This window comes from Microbacterium sp. LCT-H2 (assembly GCF_001866135.1).
Classification (GTDB): Bacteria; Actinomycetota; Actinomycetes; order Actinomycetales; family Microbacteriaceae; genus Microbacterium.
Window position 1 is genome coordinate 97,737 of the sequence record NZ_MODW01000005.1, and the last position, 18,427, is coordinate 116,163.

Sequence of the window (18,427 nt, forward strand, 5' to 3'; positions counted from 1 at the left end):
CGTGGCGCGGCCGGTCACCACCGGCCGAGGGCGGCCGACAGCACGGCGATCGCCGCGGGACCCGCGGTCGACGTGCGCAGCACGGTGTCGCCGAGGAGAACGCGCTCGGCGCCCGCGGCCGTGAGCTTCTCGAGCTCCTCCGGAGCGATCCCGCCTTCCGGCCCCACCACGAGCACGAGGTCGCGGCCATCGGGGACGAGCGCGGAGAGCCGGGCGGGAGCGGTCGGGTCGAGCAGCAGCACACGTTGCGTCGCTGCGCGGGCCGCGAGCTGCGCGGTCGACTCCGGGGCGGCCACCTCCGGCACCCAGGCCCGGTGCGCCTGCTTGGCTGCCTCGCGGACGATCGTCGCCCAGCGCTCGCGCCCCTTCACGGCTTTCGGTCCCTCCCAGCGGGACACGCTGCGCCCCGCCTGCCAGGGCACGATCTCGTCGACGCCGAGCTCGCACGCGGCCTGCACGGCGAGTTCGTCGCGGTCGCCCTTCGCCAGCGCCTGTACGAGCACGAGGCGCGGACTCGCGGGCTCGTGCTCGACGCGCTCGGTGATCCGGACGTCGACGCGCGACGGCGACACCTCTTCGGCGACGCCCGTCAGCCAGACGCCCCGGCCATCGCCGACGGTGAGGGCCTCACCGACGCGGAGCCGCCGGACGACGGCCGCATGCTTCGCCTCGGCCCCGGTGAGCGACACGAGACCGCCCACCGCGGCGTCGCCCGCGGATTCGACGAGGAAGTGCAGCGCCACGATCAGTGGGTGCGGAACCGGTCGCGGAGCTTGGAGAACAGGCCCTGCTGGAACTGCGCGAGCTGCGGGCCCGGCGCCTTGTTCTTCTTGGCGAAGTCCTCAATGAGCTTGCGCTGCGCGGAGTCGAGCTTGGTGGGGGTGACCACCTGCACGCCGACGCGGAGGTCGCCGCGCTGGGTGCCGCGCAGCGGCGTGATGCCCCGCCCCTTGATGGTCAGCACGTCGCCGGACTGCACGCCCGCGCGGATCTCCAGGTCGACCTCCCCGTCGAGTCCTTCGATCGAGGTCTCGGTGCCGAGGATGGCGTCGGTCATGGACACCTCGAGCGTGGCGAGCAGGTCGTCGCCGTCACGGCTGAACGCGGGGTGCGGGTTGACCGTCACCTCGACGTAAAGATCACCGTTCGGGCCGCCCGCGCGGCCGACCTCGCCGGAGCCGGGGAGCTGCAGCCGCAGGCCGGTCTCGACGCCCGCCGGGATGTCGAGGGAGACCGTACGACGCGACCGGACCCGTCCCTGCCCGCCGCAGGTGCCGCAGGGGTACGGGATGGTCGTGCCGTAGCCCTCGCACGTGCCGCACGGCTGGGAGGTGACGACGTTGCCGAGGAGGCTCCGCACCTGACGCTGCACGTGACCGGTGCCCCCGCAGATGTCGCAGGTGACCGGCGAGGTGCCCTCCTGACAGCAGGAGCCCTGGCAGGTCTCGCAGAGCACGGCCGTGTCGACCTCGATGTCGCGGTGCGCGCCGAAGACGACGTCGCCGAGGTCGAGGGTGACCCGGACGAGCGCGTCCTGCCCGCGCTCACGCCTCGACCGCGGGCGGGCGCCGCGACCGCCACCCTGGGACGCGCCGAAGAACGTCTCGAAGATGTCGCCGAAGCCGCCGAAGCCGCCGAAGTTGTTCGCGCCGTCGCCGCCGCCCATGTCGTAGCGGCGGCGTGACTCCTCGTCGCTGAGCACGTCGTAGGCGTGCGTGACGAGCTTGAACTTCTCTGCGGCCTCCTCACCCGGGTTCACGTCCGGGTGGAGCTGCCGTGCCAGGCGCCGATACGCCTTCTTGATCTCATCGGTGGAAGCGTCCCGGGACACCCCGAGAACCTCGTAGTGGTCCGCCACAATCGCCCTTCTGCGTGTGTTTCCGTGGGGGCCGCCTCAGCGGCCGGCCTCGTCGTCGTCGAGCATCCGCGACAGGTAGCGGGCGACCGCCCGTGCCGCCGCGAGGTTGCTCGGATAGTCCATCCGGGTGGGCCCCATGACACCGACCCGCGCGGTCCCCGAGGGCGCCGCGTAGTTGCTGGCGACGATCGACGCCTCGCCGAGCCCGAAGGAGGCGTTCTCGGTGCCGATGCTCGCCGCGAGGCCGTGCTCGTCGGGCACCATCTCGCTCATCAGCCGCAGCAGCGTGACCTGTTCCTCGATGGCCTCGAGGAGGGGATGGATGCTGCCGCGGAAGTCTTGCTCGCGCCGCGCCAGAGTCGCCGCGCCCGCCATCACGAGCCGCTCCTGCCGGAAGCCGCCGAGTTCGTCCACGACGACGGCGGCGACCGTGCGGAGCACGCGGTCCTGCGGCGTCTCGTCGGCGGCCAGGAGCGCCTGCAGCCGGTCGGAGGCCGCTGCGATCGCCTGGCCGGTGATGAGGGCGGAGAGTCGCGCGCGAAGCACCGCGAGATCCGCCTCGTCGATCATGTCCGGGAGCACGGTGATCCGCTGCGACACCCCGCCGGCATCGGTCACCAGGACCGTGAGGAGCCGGTTGGGAGCGAGCGTCACGAGCTCCACGTGGGTCACGTGCGCCCGCGCGAACGACGGGTACTGGGCCAGGGCGACCTGTCCGGTGAGCTGTGTGAGCACGCGGACGGTCCGCGCCATCAGATCGTCGAGGTCGGCCGGATCGGCGAGGAAGGACTCGATGGCGGAACGCTGCGCGGTGGAGAGCGGACGGAGCTGCGCGAGGTGATTGACGAACACCCGGTACCCCTTGTCCGTCGGCACGCGTCCGGATGAGGTGTGCGGAGCCGTGATCAGCTCCTCGTCCTCCAGTTGCGCCATGTCGTTGCGGATGGTCGCCGCCGAGACACCGAAGGAATGACGGTCGACGATGGAACGGCTGCCCACGGGCTCGTGCGTCTCGACGTAGTCCTGCACGATCGCGCGGAGGACCTGCAGCCCTCGCTCTGTGACCATGGGTTCCCCTTCCCGCCGACCGGATGCTGGCACTCTGCCACCCTGAGTGCCAATCCTACCTCCTGTGATCGGGAGATCTCCGAAGGCGGACAGCCCGGCGTCGCGGCTCAGTCCGTCAGCTCGCGCACCACGGCATCGGCGAGGAGACGGCCGCGGAGCGTGAGCTGGACGCGCCCGCGGATCGCCGCCGCCGCATCGATCAGGCCGTCGGCGATCAGCCCGGCCACCCGCCCCCTGTTCTGCTCCGGGACGTCGGTCACCGCGATCCCCTCACGGATGCGGCTGACGAGGAGGATGCGCTCCAGGGTCCGCGCCTCCAGGTCCGGACGTTCGCGCCCGGCCGCCGGCGACGACGCGGCCGCCAGGCGCTGCGCGTAGGCGGCGGGATGCTTGACGTTCCACCACCGGAGTCCGGCGACGTGGCTGTGGGCGCCGGGACCGAAGCCCCACCAGTCGCTGCCCCGCCAGTACGCGAGGTTGTGCCGCGACCGCTGCCCCTCGCTGCGAGCCCAGTTGCTGACCTCGTACCACTCGAACCCGGCGGCGGCGAGGCGCTCGTCCGCCAGCTCGTACATGTCGGCCTGGAGGTCGTCGTCCGGGGTCGGCACCTCGCCGCGACGGATCTGACGGGCGAGCTTCGTGCCGTCCTCGACGATGAGGGCGTAGGCGGAGATGTGGTCGGACTCCAGGGCCAGGGCGGCGTCGAGCGAGGCTTCCCAGTCGGCGAGGGTCTCCCCCGGTGCGCCGTAGATGAGGTCGACGCTGACCGCGAGTCCGGCCTCCTTCGCGGCGGCGACGGCTGTGCGCACGTTCTCCGGTCGGTGCGTCCGGTCGAGCGCGGCGAGGACGTGCGGGACGGCGGACTGCATGCCGATGGACAGCCTCGTGACCCCCGCCTCGGCGAGGATGCGCGCGACCTCCGGGGTCACGGTGTCGGGGTTGGCCTCGACCGTGACCTCCGCGCCCGGTGCGAGTCCGAACGCCGCGGTGGCCGCTCCCAGCATGCGGGCGAGGTCTCCCGCGGGAAGCAGCGTGGGCGTGCCGCCGCCGAAGAACACCGTGTCCATCGGGCGCAGCGCTCCGGCCTCGTCCAGCACCGTGCGCGCGAGGGCGATCTCCCCGATGAGGGTGGACGCGTAGTCCTCCTGCTTCGCCCCGCGGAGCTCACCGGACGTGTACGTGTTGAAGTCGCAGTAGCCGCAGCGCACCCGGCAGAACGGGATGTGGAGGTAGGCGGAGAACGGCGTCTCGGCGGAGGTCGGGAGATCGGCGGGGAGTCGCCCGTCCGCGGGCGCCGGATCCCCGAGCGGAAGTGGTCCCGCCATCACACCGGGGTCGCGTAGAGCGGGGAGATCGCGCGGAGGTAGCGCGCGAAGAGCTCGCGACGGCGGCGCTTCATCAGAGCGGGGACGAGACGGTAGAGCAGCGTGTTCGGGGCGTCGAAGGCCCGGACCGTGAACCAGACCTCGTCGTTGTCCTCGCGCCAGTCCACGTCGAACGACTCCTCGCCGCTGACCACGGAGCCTCCGACCGTGCCCAGCACGAAGCCGATCCGCCGGGTCTCCTCCGTGACCGAGATCACACGCAGCTCGGAGTCGGCGCGCATGCCGCCGACTCGGCCCCGCAGGTGCAGCGTCATGCCCGCGCCCACGAAGGGCATCCCCTCGGCGTCGTAGCGCGGCTCAACATCCCGCTTGCTCGGCGCGATGGGATTGCCCTCGGCGTCGAAGCTCACGCCCGCATAGGCGGGACCGGGAGCCGGACGGACGTCCTCCACGGACAGCCCGGCCGCACGCTGCGCCGTCCACGACAGCAGGGCTTCGCCGGCCGTCTGGAAACGCTCCTCGCCACTGCCGATCCGCCAGGATTCCTCCGCCGGGATGCTGCGCTCCGGCGGGTACTGCATCAGATCGGGGGCGTGGGTCGCACCCACGGCCGCATAGTCCACCGTGTCGTCTCGGAAAGTCCCGCGCCGCATGAGATCCAGCCTACTTCGGGTTCCCTGAGCGAACACCCCCTGCGCCGCGCGCCGTCACATCCCCCGGGAATCCCGGGTCCCTGATCCTGTCGAAGGGTGGGTCCCTGAGCTTGTCGAAGGCTGGGTCCCTGAGCTTGTCGAAGGCTGGGTCCCTGAGCTTGTCGAAGGCTGGGTCCCTGAGCTTGTCGAAGGGTGGGTCCCTGAGCTTGTCGAAGGGTGGGTCCCTGAGCTTGTCGAAGGGTGGGTCCCTGAGCTTGTCGAAGGGTGGGTCCCTGAGCTTGTCGAAGGGCTCCTCCACAAAACGGTCGGTCCCTGAGCTTGTCGAAGGAATCGCCCACGCCCCGGAAACCCGCACACACCTCCACCATGATGGCCGGATGCCATGGACCTACATCCTCGAATGCCGTGACAGCAGCTTCTACACGGGCAGCACGAACGGCGACCTCGAAGCCCGCATCTGGGAGCACAACCACGACGACGCGTTCGCCGCCATCCATACGCGCCACCGGAGACCGGTCTCGCTGGTCTACGCGGAGCACTTCGACACCGTCGACGCGGCCTTCTTCCGGGAGAAGCAGATCCAGGGGTGGAATCGCCGGAAAAAGATGGCGTTAATCGAGAATCGGTGGGAGGACCTTCCGTCGTTGTCGAGGTCGTACGGTGCGCTTCGACAGGCTCAGCGACCCAGCGCGGACGGACCCTGAAAACCGCGCGCGTCGACCGGCTCAGCGGGGTGGGCTACTTCTTGTCCTTGGTCTCGACGTCGCCGGAGAGCGCGGCGATGAACGCCTCCTGCGGCACCTCGACACGGCCCACCATCTTCATGCGCTTCTTGCCCTCCTTCTGCTTCTCGAGGAGCTTGCGCTTGCGGGTGATGTCACCGCCGTAGCACTTGGCGAGCACGTCCTTGCGGATCGCGCGGATCGTCTCCCGGGCGATGATGCGCGCACCGATCGCGGCTTGGATCGGCACCTCGAACTGCTGGCGAGGGATGAGCTTGCGCAGCCGCTCCGCCATCATCGTGCCGTAGGCGTAGGCCTTGTCGCGGTGCACGATCGAGCTGAACGCATCGACCTTCTCGCCCTGCAGGAGGATGTCGACCTTGACGAGGTCGGCCTCCTGCTGCCCCGAAGGCTCGTAGTCGAGCGAGGCGTAGCCCTGCGTCTTGGACTTGAGCTGGTCGAAGAAGTCGAACACGATCTCGCCGAGCGGCATGTTGTAGCGCAGCTCGACGCGCTCCTCCGAGAAGTACTCCATGCCGAGCAGCGTGCCGCGCCGCGACTGGCACAGCTCCATGACGGTGCCGACGTAGTCCTTCGGCAGCAGGATCGCCGCCTTGACCATCGGCTCGGACACCGAGCCGATACGGCCGTCGGGGTACTCGCTCGGGTTCGTCACGGTCACCGTCTCGCCGGTGTCGCTCGTGACGACCTCGTAGATCACGCTCGGGGCGGTGGTGATGAGGTCGAGGCCGAACTCCCGCGAAAGGCGCTCGGTCACGATCTCCAGGTGCAGCAGGCCGAGGAACCCGCAGCGGAACCCGAAGCCGAGCGCCACGGAGGTCTCCGGCTCGTACTGCAGCGAGGCGTCGGAGAGCTTGAGCTTGTCGAGCGCCTCGCGCAGTTCGGCGTAGTCGCTGCCGTCGATCGGGTAGATGCCCGAGAAGACCATCGGCTTGGGGTCCGTGTAGCCGGGAAGCGCCTCCGCCGCGGGCTTGCGCGCGTTCGTGATCGTGTCGCCGACCTTCGACTGCCGCACGTCCTTCACGCCGGTGATGAGGTAGCCCACCTCGCCGACGCCGAGGCCCTTGGTCGGGGTGGGCTCCGGGCTCGACACGCCGACCTCGAGGGCCTCGTGGTTCGCACCGGTGGACATCATCTGGATGCGCTCCCGGGGCGAGAGGCTGCCGTCGACCATCCGCACGTAGGTGACCACGCCGCGGTAGGCGTCGTACACGGAATCGAAGATCATGGCCCGCGCGGGTGCGTCCGCGTCGCCCACCGGAGCCGGGATCTCCTCGACGATCCGGTCGAGGAGATCCTCGACCCCCATGCCGGTCTTCCCGGAGACACGCAGCACGTCCTCCGGCTTGCCCCCGATGAGAGAGGCCAGTTCCTTCGCGTACTTCTCGGGGTCGGCCGCGGGGAGGTCGATCTTGTTGAGGACGGGGATGATGTGGAGGTCGTTCTCCAGCGCGAGGTAGAGGTTGGCCAGCGTCTGGGCCTCGATGCCCTGCGCGGCGTCGACGAGGAGGATGGCCCCCTCGCACGCGGCCAGCGACCGGGAGACCTCGTACGTGAAGTCGACGTGACCGGGGGTGTCGATCATGTTGAGCGCGAACACCTCGTCCGGGCCCTGCGCCTGACCCAGAGCCCACGGCATCCGGACCGCCTGGCTCTTGATCGTGATGCCCCGCTCCCGCTCGATGTCCATGCGGTCGAGGTACTGGGCGCGCATGTCCCGCTCCGCGACCACGCCCGTGATCTGGAGCATGCGGTCGGCCAGGGTCGACTTGCCGTGGTCGATGTGGGCGATGATGCAGAAGTTGCGGATCTGCGCAGCCGGCGTCGCGGCAGGCTGAAGCGGGGTGAGAGCGCGTGGGGACATGTCCCGTCGATTCTACGGTGAGGGTCCTCATAATCCCCATTCGTGCGTATCGGTGATAGTCTCCCGAAGTTGCCCGGGATCAATCCGTGACACCGGATCCCGTAAGCGATACGACTCCGTCACAGACTCCGTGAGGGCTGTCGCGTCGCGCGGAACGGCGGATGAAACCCGATCATCCGCCCGGCTCAGCGTTGCGTCGGCAGACCCCGAGCGCGTCTGGAGAAGAGAAAGACAAATCCCCCTTGATCAAGTACCTCGCGCGCCGTGCCCTCGGCTGGCTGCTCATGATCGTGGTCGCGACGAACCTCACCTACTTCCTCGCGTGGGGCTTCCTCGATCCGCGCAGCAACTATGTGGGTCGTCGCCCTCCGCTCAGTCCTGAGCAGATCGACAACGTCCTCATCCCCCGCAACCTGAGCGACACCGTCCCGCTGATCGAACGGTGGTGGACCTGGTTCTCGGGGATTCTGCTGCGATGGGACTGGGGCGTCAGCCCGACGGGGCAGTCGGTGAACGAGCAGGTCGCCTATCGCATGTGGGTCAGCGCCGAGCTCGTCCTCGGAGCCACGATCATCGCCGCCGTCCTCGGCGTCTGGCTGGGCGTGTACACCGCCTCTCGTCAGTACAAGCTCGCCGATCGCATCGGCCAGGCGACCTCGATCATCACGATGAACATCAACATCATCGTGGCGGGTCTCGCCGTGGTGCTCCTCGCCATCGCCCTCAACGAGGCGACCGGCGTGCGCATCTTCTACGTCACCGGCTCCTCCAGTCCCGGGGTCACCGGCTTCTTCCCCACGATCATCGATGCGCTCCAGCACGTCACCCTGCCGACGATCGCTCTGGTGCTGGTCGGTTACGCCCAGTATCACTTCCTTCAGCGCTCCCTGCTGCTCGACAACATCAACGCCGATTACGTCCGCACGGCGCGCGCCAAGGGGCTCACGAAGGCCCAGGCGATCCGGAAGCACGCGCTCCGCACGTCTCTCATCCCCGTCGCCACCCAGGTCGCCTTCACGATCCCGACGATCTTCACCGGCGCGATCCTGACGGAGACGATCTTCGCCTGGCAGGGCATGGGGCGCTACTTCCTCGACACCATCAACCAGAACGACATCAACGGTGTCGTGGCGGTCGCCGCGTTCGGCGCCGTTCTGACCGCGATCGGCGCCGTGCTGGCGGACATCATCGTGGTCATCCTCGACCCGCGAGTGAGGGTGAGCTGAAAATGACCACGGAAATGATCGATCCCCTCGTCGAGCCGCCTGTCGGGCCTCCGCAGCCCGCCGACAAGTCGCTCTCGAAGTGGACGTTGTACACGCGTCGGTTCCTGCGCAACAAGCCCGCTGTCGGCGGCATCATCGTGCTGTTCGTCCTGATCCTCTTCGCGACGCTCGGACCGTTGCTGTCGCGCTACGCGGTGAATGACATGGACTTCCTGGCATTGAGCTCGCCCCCGTCGGCCGACCACTGGTTCGGGACCAACGGCGCCGGCAACGACACGTACACGCAGACCGCTGTCGGTCTGCAGCGCTCGCTCATGATCGCCATCACCGTCTCTCTCGGCACGACGATCCTCTCGGCACTCGTCGGCACGGCTGCCGCCTACTTCGGCGGCTGGTTCGAGCGCATCGCTCTTCTGGTGATCCACTTCATGATGGTCGTTCCGACCTTCCTCATCCTGTCGGTCGTCTCGAACGACTCCGGCGGCGTCTGGTGGGTCATCGCCCTGGTGATGATCTTCGTCGGATGGTTCTTCCCCGCGCGCATCATCTGGACTATGGCGCTGTCGCTCCGCGAACGCGAGTACGTGCAGGCCGCGCGCTACATGGGGGTCCGTGGCGGACGCATCGTCCTGCGGCACCTGGTCCCCAACATCGGATCACTTCTGGTGATCAACTTCACCCTGGGCATCGTCGCCGCCGTGACGACTGAGACTGGCCTGTCGTTCATCGGCTTCGGCGTCAAGATCCCCGATGTCTCCCTCGGCTCCCTGATCGGCGAGGGGAGCACGACCATCACGAGCTCGCCGTGGCTGTTCTACTTCCCGGCCCTCGTCCTCACTCTGCTCACCGTGTCGATGGCACTCATCGCCGACGGTCTGCGTGATGCCCTCGATCCCACCTCGGCTGCTGGAGGCCGCGCATGAGCCCCATCCTCTCCGTCCGCGACCTCAACGTCAGCTTCGCCTCTGAGGCCGGTCGTGTCCACGCCGTCCGCGGCGTCTCCTTCGACCTCGAGGCCGGAAAGACCCTCGGCATCGTCGGAGAGTCCGGATCGGGCAAGTCGGTCACCTCCCTGGCGGTGATGGGCCTGCTCGACGAGAACGCCAAGGTGTCGGGCTCGATCATGTTCGACGGCCAGGAGCTGATCGGCAAGACGGACGCGCAGCTCTCCACGATCCGCGGCAACGGCCTGTCGATGATCTTCCAGGACCCGCTGACCTCGCTGACTCCCGTGTACACGATCGGCACGCAGCTGATCGAGGCGTTGACCGTGCACCGCAACATGAGCGGCAAGGAGGCCAACGCCCGGGCCATCGACCTTCTCAAGCTGGTCGGGATCCCGGAGCCGGAGAAGCGCATGAAGGCCTTCCCCCACGAGTTCTCCGGAGGCATGCGCCAGCGCGTCGTCATCGCCATCGCGATGGCGAACGACCCCAAGCTGATCATCGCCGACGAGCCGACCACTGCTCTGGACGTGACGATTCAGGCACAGATCCTCGACCTCATCGAGAAGGCACAGGACGAGACCGGCGCGGCCGTGATGATGATCACGCATGACATGGGTGTCGTGGCCCGCACCGCCGACGACGTCATGGTCATGTACGCGGGCAAGCCCGTCGAGCAGGCCCCGGTCAGGGAGCTGTTCCACAAGACCCGGATGCCCTACTCGATCGGACTCCTCGGCGCCATCCCGCGCGTAGACAAGGCCGAGAAGGAGCCCCTGACCCCGATCAAGGGCAACCCGCCCCTGCTCATCGACCTGCCCGATGCGTGCCCGTTCGCGGACCGCTGCCCCATCGTGATCGACGCCTGCCGCGCGAAGGAGCCCGAGCTTCTCCCCGTTCACACGGGAGGCGTGTCAGAACACCGTGCGGCCTGTATCCGTGCGGACGAGATCGAGGATGGGGGCATGCTCGGCGGGCTACCGGTGTACCCCGTGCGCGAGGTCCCCGAGAGCGACCTCACCCGCCTTCCCCGCGAGGAGCGGCCGATCACGCTCGAGGTGAAGAACCTCACCAAGACATTCCCCCTTCTGAAGGGGGCGTTCCTCAAGCGCAAGGTCGGTGAGGTCCACGCGATCAAGGGGATCAGCTTCGACGTGCGCGAGGGCGAGACGATGGCCATCGTCGGCGAGTCCGGCTCCGGCAAGACGACGACGCTGCTGCAGATCATGGACATGGTCAAGCAGACCGAGGGCGACATCGTGATCGCCGGCACGAGTGTCAACGACATCCGCAGCCACAAGGTCGAGCGCGCACTGCGTCGCGACATCCAGATCGTTTTCCAGGACCCGATGGGTGCTCTGGATCCTCGCCTGACCGTCGCCGACATCATCGCGGAGCCGCTTCTCGCGATCGGAACGCCGAGCGCCGAGGTGCACCGTCGTGTCGGTGAGCTCATGGATCTCGTCGGCCTCAATCCGGCGCATCGCGATCGCTTCCCCCAGGCGTTCTCGGGTGGTCAGCGACAGCGCATCGGCATCGCCCGCGCGCTGTCGACGAACCCCAAGATCGTCGTTCTCGACGAGCCGGTCTCCGCGCTCGACGTGTCGATCCAGGCCGGCGTGATCAATCTCCTCGATGAGCTCAAGGTCAAGCTCGGGCTGTCGTACCTCTTCGTGGCGCACGACCTCTCCGTCGTCCGCCACATCGCCGATCGGGTCGCCGTGATGTACCTCGGCGATTTCGTCGAGCACGGCGATGTGGACGAGGTGTTCGACAATCCGCAGCACCCCTACACCAAGGCTCTGCTCTCGGCGATCCCGGTCCCCGACCCGGACATCGAGCGCACGCGGCAGCGCGTCGTGTTCGATCCCGACACGGTCAGCACGAAGCCGGCGACGGTCTGACGCGGGCACGGCCGGGGCCGAGGGTGGTCACCGTCCGATAACGGTTAGACGCTATTCACCGCACGGCGGCGTACCGGTATGAGGCTCGAACTATTCTTCCCTTTATGACACGCCGTAAGGCGAAAGGAGCACCATGAAGCAGTACAAGCTGATGGGAGCGCTGGCATTCACCGGCGTTCTCGCACTCGCGATCAGCGGGTGCGCTGCCGGAAACGGCGGCAGTGGCAACAGCGGCGACAACGGCGAAGCTGCCGAAGTCGAAATGGCGAACTACAACCCGCAGCCGCGCGAGAACCTGAAGGAAGGCGGCGAAGTCAACTTCGCCATCCGCGAGGTCCCCGACCAGCTCAACGCGTTCAACAGCGACGGCAGCGCGGACACCGCCCGCATCGCCGCGTGGTACACGCCGCAGCTGATCCTGATGGAGCCGGACGGCACGCAGTACAAGAACGACAACTACCTGTCGGAGTGGAAGAACGAGGTCAAGGACGGCAAGACGGTCCTGACGTTCACGTTCACCGACGAGGCCCACTGGAACGACGGCACCGACATGGACTGGACCGCCATCGATGCCACGTGGAAGGCCAACCGCTCCTACGACGAGGGCTTCAACCCGAACGCGACCGATGGCTACAAGGAGATCGAGTCCGTCGAGCAGGGCGACTCCCCCAAGACGGCCATCGTGACCTTCAAGGGCGAGTTCGCCTGGCCGCAGATGCCGTTCAACGGCGGCGTGATCCACCCGGCCCTCGCCGACCCGGACGTCTTCAACGAGGCGATGATCGACAACCCGCACCCGGAGTGGGGTGCCGGCCCGTACACCGTCGACGAGTTCGACGCGAACAAGGGCTACATCTCCTTCAAGCCGAACCCCGAGTGGTGGGGCGACGCTCCGCTGCTCGACAAGGTCACCATGACGGGCATGGACGGCCAGGCCGGCGTCAACGCCTTCAAGAACGGCGAGGTCGACATGGTGGAGACGGGCTCCCAGGAGCTCATCGACCAGGTCAAGGACGTCGACGGTGCGGTCGTCTACCGCGCCCAGCAGACGGCGAACACCATCCTGCAGGTCGACGCGACGAAGCCGCAGTTCGAGGACGTCAAGGTCCGTGAGGCGTTCTTCAAGGCCATCAACATCGACCAGCAGAAGCAGATCGCCTGGAACGGCCTCGGCTACGAAGAGGACCCGGCCGGTTCGCTCACCCTGTTCTCCTTCCAGCCCGGCTACACCGACTCGATGAAGGCCGCCGGCTGGGAGTTCGACGTCGAGGGCGCCAAGAAGCTCCTCGACGAGGCCGGCTGGACCGAAGGCTCGGATGGCATCCGCGAGAAGGACGGCGTCAAGCTCTCCGTGGTCTACCCCATCTGGAACGACACCGCGACCGCCAAGGCGCTCGCGCAGTCGCTGCAGGCGCAGGAGAAGGAGATCGGCATCGACGTCAAGGTCGATGTGCGTCCCGCCAGCCAGTTCTCCGACGACTACACCTCGAAGAACTGGGACGTCTCCGGACTCCGCTTCACCTCGTCCGACCCGTTCGGTGCCGCCTGGTTCTGCCAGCTCTACTGCTCGGACTCCGGTCTGAACCTGTCGGGTGTCGGTGACGCCGAGCTCGACGCGGAGATCAAGGACAAGGTCGAGTCGCAGAGCGACCCCGAGGCGCAGACCAAGGCCGCCATGGAGCTCGAGCCCGAGATCTACAAGCGCTGGGGTCTCATCCCGCTGTACAACGGCCCGCAGATCTACACGGTTCAGGAGGGTCTGGCCAACCTGACGCCGGAGCCCTACGTGGGTCTCGACCTGTTCGGCATCACGCCGGTCGAGAACGTCGGCTGGGAGAAGTAACATCCTCTGACACATCTCGTGTCGAAGCGGGGTCGGTGGTTCATCCACCGGCCCCGCTTTCCCTATGCTGAAGGCGTGACCGTCCAGACCGTCCTCGTGCACGGCATCCGCACGTCGGCCACCATGTGGCGGTCGCAGATCGAGTACCTGGAGGCGCACGGACATCCCGTCACCGCCGTCGACCTTCCCGGCCACGGCAGCCGGATGGCCGAGGACTTCACCCTCCACGAGGCGCTGCACACGATCGACGCCGCCGTCCGCGCCGCCGCGGAGCGGGGCCCCGTCCTGCTGGTCGGGCACTCGATGGGCGGGCTGCTCTCCCTGGCGTACACCGGTGGCGCGGAGCCTCCGCCCGTCGACGGACTCGTCGCCGCCGCATGCACCTCGCTCCCCCGCGGCGCCGGACTGCGCGCGTACCGCCTGTTCGCCCGCGCGGTCGACTCCCTGCCCGACCGTGGCATGTGGCTGACGCAGCGCATGCTCGCCGCGACGATCCCCGAGGAGAATCGCGGGGATTTCGCCGCCGGCGGCTATGCGCTCGACATCCAGGACCAGACGCTCCGCAGCCTCGCCGCCCTGGACGTCGCCGCCGCTGTCCCCCGCATCGAGGTGCCCCTGTGGTTCGTGAACGGCCAGTACGATCAGCTCCGGCTGAACGAGCCCCTGTTCCGGCGTCTGGCCCCCGAGGCGGAGCTCATCGTCGTGCCGCGGACCACGCACCTTCTCACGGCCATGCGCCCGCGGGTGTTCAACGCCGTCCTCGCGCTCGCGATCGCGACGATCGAGCAACGCAGGGCGTCACGCTGAGAGCACCCGAGGCCGCGCGGCCGCGGTGAGTCCTCCCCCGACGAGCGACAGGACGGCCGCCGCGAGGAAGACGAGCCAGAACCCGCCGGCCAGGGCGACGAGCCCCGCTCCGAGCACGGGTCCGATGAGTTGGCCGAGGGCGGCGGTCACGTTCACGATGCCGAGGTCGCGCGCGTGGTCCTGCTCATCCGGGAGCAGATCGGCCGCGAACGCGAGTCCCACCGTAGAGAAGGTGCCGTAGCCGACGCCCATGAGCGCGGCGGCGATCATCGTCATCTCGAAGGTGGGTAGAGCCACGATTACCACGCCCGACGCCGCCTGCACGACCGTGGCCGCCACAGCGAGTCGACGCCGCTCGCCGGTGCGGTCGGAGATGATCCCGGTGATCACCGAGGCGATCACGACGAAGACGGTGTAGACGACGATGAGGAGAAGGAGGTTGTCCTGTGCGGTCGTGCTCTCCTGGCCGAGGCCGTGAAGGAGGAAGAAGAGGAACAGGGCCGTCCCGAGAGCGTTGCCGATGTTCGTGACGAGCCGACCGGAGAGCATCCAGGCGAAGTCGCGGTCGCGGAGCGACGCCAGCCGGGGACGCCCGATGCGCTGCGGACGCAGCGCATCGGTGCTCGGCGGGTCCGGCAGCAGCAGCGCCGCGGCGATGCCCACCACCGCGATGATGCCGGCGAGGAGGAGATACCCGGCGACGATACCGAGGCCCAGCAGCACGACCAGGCCGACCCCGAGCACGATGCCGACCGCCTGGCTCGAACCGACCGCGGCGGACGCGGCGCCGCGCTGCGTGGTCGGGAGCTGGTCGGCGATGAGCGCGGTGAACGCGGCGGAGGAGACAGCGACGCCGATCGAGACGCCGACCCAGCCGGCGCCGACCGCCCACGGCCCCTCGGCGAATCCGGTGAGCACGAGACACGCGGCGGTGAGCGCGACGCCGCCCAGAGCCCATGGCCGCCGTCGGTGTGCGCCGGCACGGGCGCGGTCCGAGAGCGCTCCGGCGAGCGGCCCGGCGACGACGCCGGCGAGACCACCCACTCCGAGCACGATCCCGGAGGAGACGACGCCACGGATCCAGTCGTCCTCAGGAGTGTCGAGCTGCAGCGGGAGAAGGAGCTGGACCGGGGTGAGCTGGACGGTCCAGATGGCGAGCCAGGCGAGGGTGAACAACGACATCCAGCGCAGGCCCGCCCTGCGGGTGGCGATGCCCGGGGCCCCGCTCATGCGCGTGCCGCCCCGGCGGTGCGGGCCGCATGAGCGCCCGCGACGAGCTCCCGATACCAGCCATAAGAGGCCTTCGGAATCCGCTCCCCCGTCGAGAAGTCCACGTGCACGAGACCGAACCGCTGCGTGTAGCCGTCCATCCACTCCCAGTTGTCGAGCAGCGACCAGACTGTGTACTCCTCGACGGGGACGCCGGCGGCGATGGCCTCGCCCACCGCGTCGATGTGCGCGGAGAGGTAGGCGATCCGGTCGATGTCCTCCACAGGACCGGCGACGTCGGGCTCCGGGAAGGAAGCTCCGTTCTCTCCGATGATGATCGGAGGCATGCCCGGGTGGCGGCGGTGCAGATCGATCAAGAGATCACGCAGAGCGGACGGCATGATCGGCCACTCGGGTCCGAACCCGGTGACGGGGACTCCGGGTGTCGGCACGATCTCGAACGGGATGTCGTTCCCGGGACTCGCGGCGGTGACGGTCGTCGGGTTGTAGAAGTTCACGCCATAGAAGTCGATCGATCCCGCGATGCGTGCGAGGTCGTCGCCGAGGAGGGGCAGCGGCGGAAGCCCGAGCGCCTCCAGATCCGGTGTCGTCCCGGAGAGCAGCGGCTCGCTGAACAGCCGGTTGTGCAGGAGGTCGTACACCGCGGCTGCGGCATGATCCTCTTCGGTGTCCCGCAGCGGCAGGACCCAGGTGTGGTTGTTGACGAGCCCCACGCTCTCCGCACCCTGGTCTCGCAGCACGTCAGCGGCTCGGGAATGGGCGAGCAGCTGATGGTGCGCGGTCGGAAGCGCGCCGTAGAAGAGCTGCCTGCCTGGTGCGAGCGCGCCGACCGCGTAGCCCTGCAGGGTGGTCATGGCAGGCTCGTTCAGCGTGTACCACGACGACACCCGGTCTCCGAGGCGGGCGGCGACGAGGGCGACGTACTCCCCGAAGCGTTCGGCGGTGTCGCGGGCGAGCCAGCCGCCGTCGGCCTCGACCGGGCTCGGCAGCTCCCAGTGATAGAGCGTCGGGAAGGGTGTGACTCCGGCCTCGAGCAGAGCATCGACGACGCGGGCGTAGTGGTCCAGTGCCGCGACGTTCCCGGGTCCGTGTCCGTCCGGTTGCACGCGCGCCCACGGAATCGAGAACCGGTACCGGTCGAGTCCGAGACCGGCCACCAGGGCGACGTCATCCGCCACACGGCGATAGCTGTCGCAGGCCGGCTCCGCCGTCGAGCCGTCGCGGATGCGTCCGGGCTTCGCGATCTCGTCGTCCCAGATCGACCGGCCCGCTCCGTCTGCACGGCGGGAACCCTCGATCTGGATGGCTGAGGTGGCGGCGGACCAGCGAAGCCGCGCACGCGCGGTCGGGTCGGTGCTGAGGGGGGTCATCGGGCTCCTTGACGTCATCGTCGTTGAGGATGATTCTGCACCCGGTCCCACCCTCCGCGCGACGGCGTCTCGCCGGGACGGCGCCGTTTCACACGATCCGGTCCGGTGCTGGTAGACTCGACTCTTGGCTTGCGTGTGGGTTCTTCCCTCACGACCGCCGTGCAGCAGCCCTCTTCTGCTGCCGGCACTCCGAATAACTCCTGTACAGAAAGCGTCCACACGTGGCAAACATCAAGTCGCAGATCAAGCGCAACAAGACCAACGAGAAGGCTCACGCGCGCAACAAGGCCGTGAAGAGCGAGCTGAAGACTCTCGTCCGCCAGACCCGCGCGGCCGTCGCCGCCGGCGACAAGGCCGCAGCAGAGAAGAGCCTGAAGAAGGCCTCGGTCAAGCTCGACAAGGCCGTCAGCAAGGGTGTGCTGCACAAGAACCAGGCATCGAACCGCAAGTCGGCGATCGCCAAGCAGGTCGCCGCTCTCTGAGCTTCTGACTTCCGGAAAGCCCGTCTCCTCGTGAGGCGGGCTTTCTGCTTTCCGGGGGCGAGAGCCCTAGCCCCCGAACGGCTCACGGGTGGCGATGACCGTCACCATGCGCTCAAGCGCGAAGATGGGGTCGCGCGCTGCACCCTTGACCTCGGCGTCGGCGCGCGCAGTCGCCTGGATCGCCATTCCCAGGGAGCGCTCGTTCCATCCCGCCAGGTCGCGGCGCGCGCGGTCTACCTGCCAGTCCTTCATCCCGAGGCGCTGGGCGAGCTGCCTGCTGGGTTCACGGTTGCCGGCGACGCGCGCCATCGTGCGCAGCTTCATCGCGAACGCGGCGACCATCGGCACCGGGTCTGCGCCGGAGGACAGGGCGTGGCGGAGCGCCACGAGAGCCTCACCGTATCGGCCAGCGATGGCGGTGTCGGCGACGACGAACGCCGACACCTCGACCCGGCCGCCGTAGTACTTGGTGACGACCTCTTCGGTGATGTCGCCGTCGACATCGCCGATGAGCTGCTGACATGCAGCGGCGAGCTCGGTGAGGTCGTCGGCGAATGCCGAGACGAGCGCTCGGAGTGCCGGCGGAGCGATGCGCTTCTTGGCCGCCTTGAACTCCCCCGCCGCGAAGTCGACCCGGTCGCCGTCGCGCTTGATGGCGGGGCAGGCGATCTCGATCCCGCCGCCGGTCCCCGCGCGGAGGGCGTCGAGGAGCTTCTTCCCGCGGACGCTGGCTCCGGTGTGCCGCAGGACGACGGTCGCCCCCTCCTGCGGGTTCTCCAGATACCCGATGGCCTCTTGGAGGAACGCGTCGGAGCACTTCTCCACGCCGGACACGCGGACCAGTCGCGGCTCTCCGAACAGCGACGGCGAGGTCAGGGAGAGCAGCGTGCCGGGAGCGTAGTCGTCGGCACGGACGTCGCTGACCTCGAGCGCCGGATCCTCGGCACGGAGGTAGTCGCGCACCCCGGCGATCGCGCGTTCGGCGCAGACCTCTTCCGGGCCCGAGACGAGCACCAGCGGCGCGGGGTGAGGCTCTCGCCACGACACCTGCGGGATCTTCGTGGCCTTCGCGCCGCCGCGGGAGGGAGGACGGGAAGCTGCCATGGGACC

17 protein-coding genes are annotated in these 18,427 nt (G+C 68.5%); 7 read left to right on the forward strand and 10 right to left on the reverse strand.

Features of this window, described 5'->3' with window-relative positions:
• Positions 1-14: 14 nt before the first annotated feature.
• The 6 genes from BK819_RS12950 to BK819_RS17025 form a co-directional block, all read right to left on the reverse strand.
• Positions 15-743 (reverse strand): 16S rRNA (uracil(1498)-N(3))-methyltransferase, encoded by a 729-nt coding sequence (locus BK819_RS12950; RefSeq protein ID WP_071329515.1) that lies wholly within the window; start codon positions 741-743, stop codon positions 15-17.
• Between the two features lie 2 nt (positions 744-745).
• Complete coding sequence (gene dnaJ / locus BK819_RS12955; RefSeq protein ID WP_060922189.1) at positions 746-1,858, reverse strand: molecular chaperone DnaJ; 1,113 nt, start codon at positions 1,856-1,858, stop codon at positions 746-748.
• A gap of 36 nt (positions 1,859-1,894) precedes the next feature.
• Positions 1,895-2,926: a heat-inducible transcriptional repressor HrcA gene (hrcA, locus tag BK819_RS12960; RefSeq protein ID WP_071329516.1), complete on the reverse strand. Its 1,032-nt coding sequence runs from the start codon at positions 2,924-2,926 to the stop codon at positions 1,895-1,897.
• Positions 2,927-3,033: 107 nt separating this feature from the next.
• Complete coding sequence (gene hemW / locus BK819_RS12965; protein ID WP_071329517.1) at positions 3,034-4,251, reverse strand: radical SAM family heme chaperone HemW; 1,218 nt, start codon at positions 4,249-4,251, stop codon at positions 3,034-3,036.
• A complete protein-coding gene (locus BK819_RS12970; protein ID WP_025103695.1) occupies positions 4,251-4,904 on the reverse strand; it encodes a DUF1990 family protein in 654 nt (217 codons plus the stop codon). Before BK819_RS12970 ends, hemW begins: the two co-directional genes overlap by 1 nt.
• A 10-nt stretch (positions 4,905-4,914) precedes the next feature.
• On the reverse strand, positions 4,915-5,202 hold the full coding sequence (locus BK819_RS17025; protein ID WP_071329518.1) for a hypothetical protein: 288 nt from the start codon (positions 5,200-5,202) through the stop codon (positions 4,915-4,917).
• Between the two features lie 79 nt (positions 5,203-5,281).
• Between BK819_RS17025 and BK819_RS12980 the strand changes: the two genes are divergently transcribed.
• Positions 5,282-5,608 (forward strand): GIY-YIG nuclease family protein, encoded by a 327-nt coding sequence (locus BK819_RS12980; protein WP_071329519.1) that lies wholly within the window; start codon positions 5,282-5,284, stop codon positions 5,606-5,608.
• A 34-nt stretch (positions 5,609-5,642) separates the two neighbouring features.
• Here the strand turns inward: BK819_RS12980 and lepA are convergent, their stop codons facing one another.
• Entirely contained in the window at positions 5,643-7,511 is a 1,869-nt protein-coding gene (lepA, locus tag BK819_RS12985) for a translation elongation factor 4 (RefSeq protein ID WP_025103696.1), read from the reverse strand.
• A 242-nt stretch (positions 7,512-7,753) separates the two neighbouring features.
• Between lepA and BK819_RS12990 the strand changes: the two genes are divergently transcribed.
• From BK819_RS12990 to BK819_RS13010, 5 genes are all read left to right on the forward strand, one after another.
• A complete protein-coding gene (locus BK819_RS12990) occupies positions 7,754-8,737 on the forward strand; it encodes an ABC transporter permease (RefSeq protein WP_071329520.1) in 984 nt (327 codons plus the stop codon).
• 2 nt (positions 8,738-8,739) lie between these two features.
• Positions 8,740-9,660, forward strand: a complete 921-nt coding sequence (locus tag BK819_RS12995; protein ID WP_060921466.1) for an ABC transporter permease — start codon at positions 8,740-8,742, stop codon at positions 9,658-9,660.
• Entirely contained in the window at positions 9,657-11,585 is a 1,929-nt protein-coding gene (locus tag BK819_RS13000; RefSeq protein WP_060921465.1) for an ABC transporter ATP-binding protein, read from the forward strand. The genes BK819_RS12995 and BK819_RS13000 overlap by 4 nt, the downstream gene beginning before the upstream one ends.
• 133 nt (positions 11,586-11,718) lie before the next feature.
• Positions 11,719-13,428, forward strand: a complete 1,710-nt coding sequence (locus BK819_RS13005; RefSeq protein WP_060921464.1) for an ABC transporter family substrate-binding protein — start codon at positions 11,719-11,721, stop codon at positions 13,426-13,428.
• A gap of 75 nt (positions 13,429-13,503) precedes the next feature.
• Positions 13,504-14,235 (forward strand): alpha/beta fold hydrolase, encoded by a 732-nt coding sequence (locus BK819_RS13010; protein ID WP_071329521.1) that lies wholly within the window; start codon positions 13,504-13,506, stop codon positions 14,233-14,235.
• On the opposite strand, the gene BK819_RS13015 is transcribed toward BK819_RS13010, so the two are convergent.
• Positions 14,227-15,465, reverse strand: coding sequence for an MFS transporter (locus BK819_RS13015; RefSeq protein ID WP_071329522.1), 1,239 nt, complete (start codon positions 15,463-15,465; stop codon positions 14,227-14,229). The genes BK819_RS13010 and BK819_RS13015 overlap by 9 nt on opposite strands.
• Positions 15,462-16,835, reverse strand: coding sequence for a glycoside hydrolase family 1 protein (locus BK819_RS13020; protein ID WP_071329523.1), 1,374 nt, complete (start codon positions 16,833-16,835; stop codon positions 15,462-15,464). The genes BK819_RS13015 and BK819_RS13020 overlap by 4 nt, the downstream gene beginning before the upstream one ends.
• A 221-nt stretch (positions 16,836-17,056) precedes the next feature.
• On the opposite strand from BK819_RS13020, the gene rpsT reads away from it, so the two are divergent.
• Positions 17,057-17,317, forward strand: a complete 261-nt coding sequence (gene rpsT, locus BK819_RS13025; protein WP_060921459.1) for a 30S ribosomal protein S20 — start codon at positions 17,057-17,059, stop codon at positions 17,315-17,317.
• Positions 17,318-17,383: 66 nt separating this feature from the next.
• On the opposite strand, the gene holA is transcribed toward rpsT, so the two are convergent.
• Entirely contained in the window at positions 17,384-18,421 is a 1,038-nt protein-coding gene (gene holA / locus BK819_RS13030; protein WP_071329524.1) for a DNA polymerase III subunit delta, read from the reverse strand.
• Positions 18,422-18,427 lie beyond the last annotated feature (6 nt).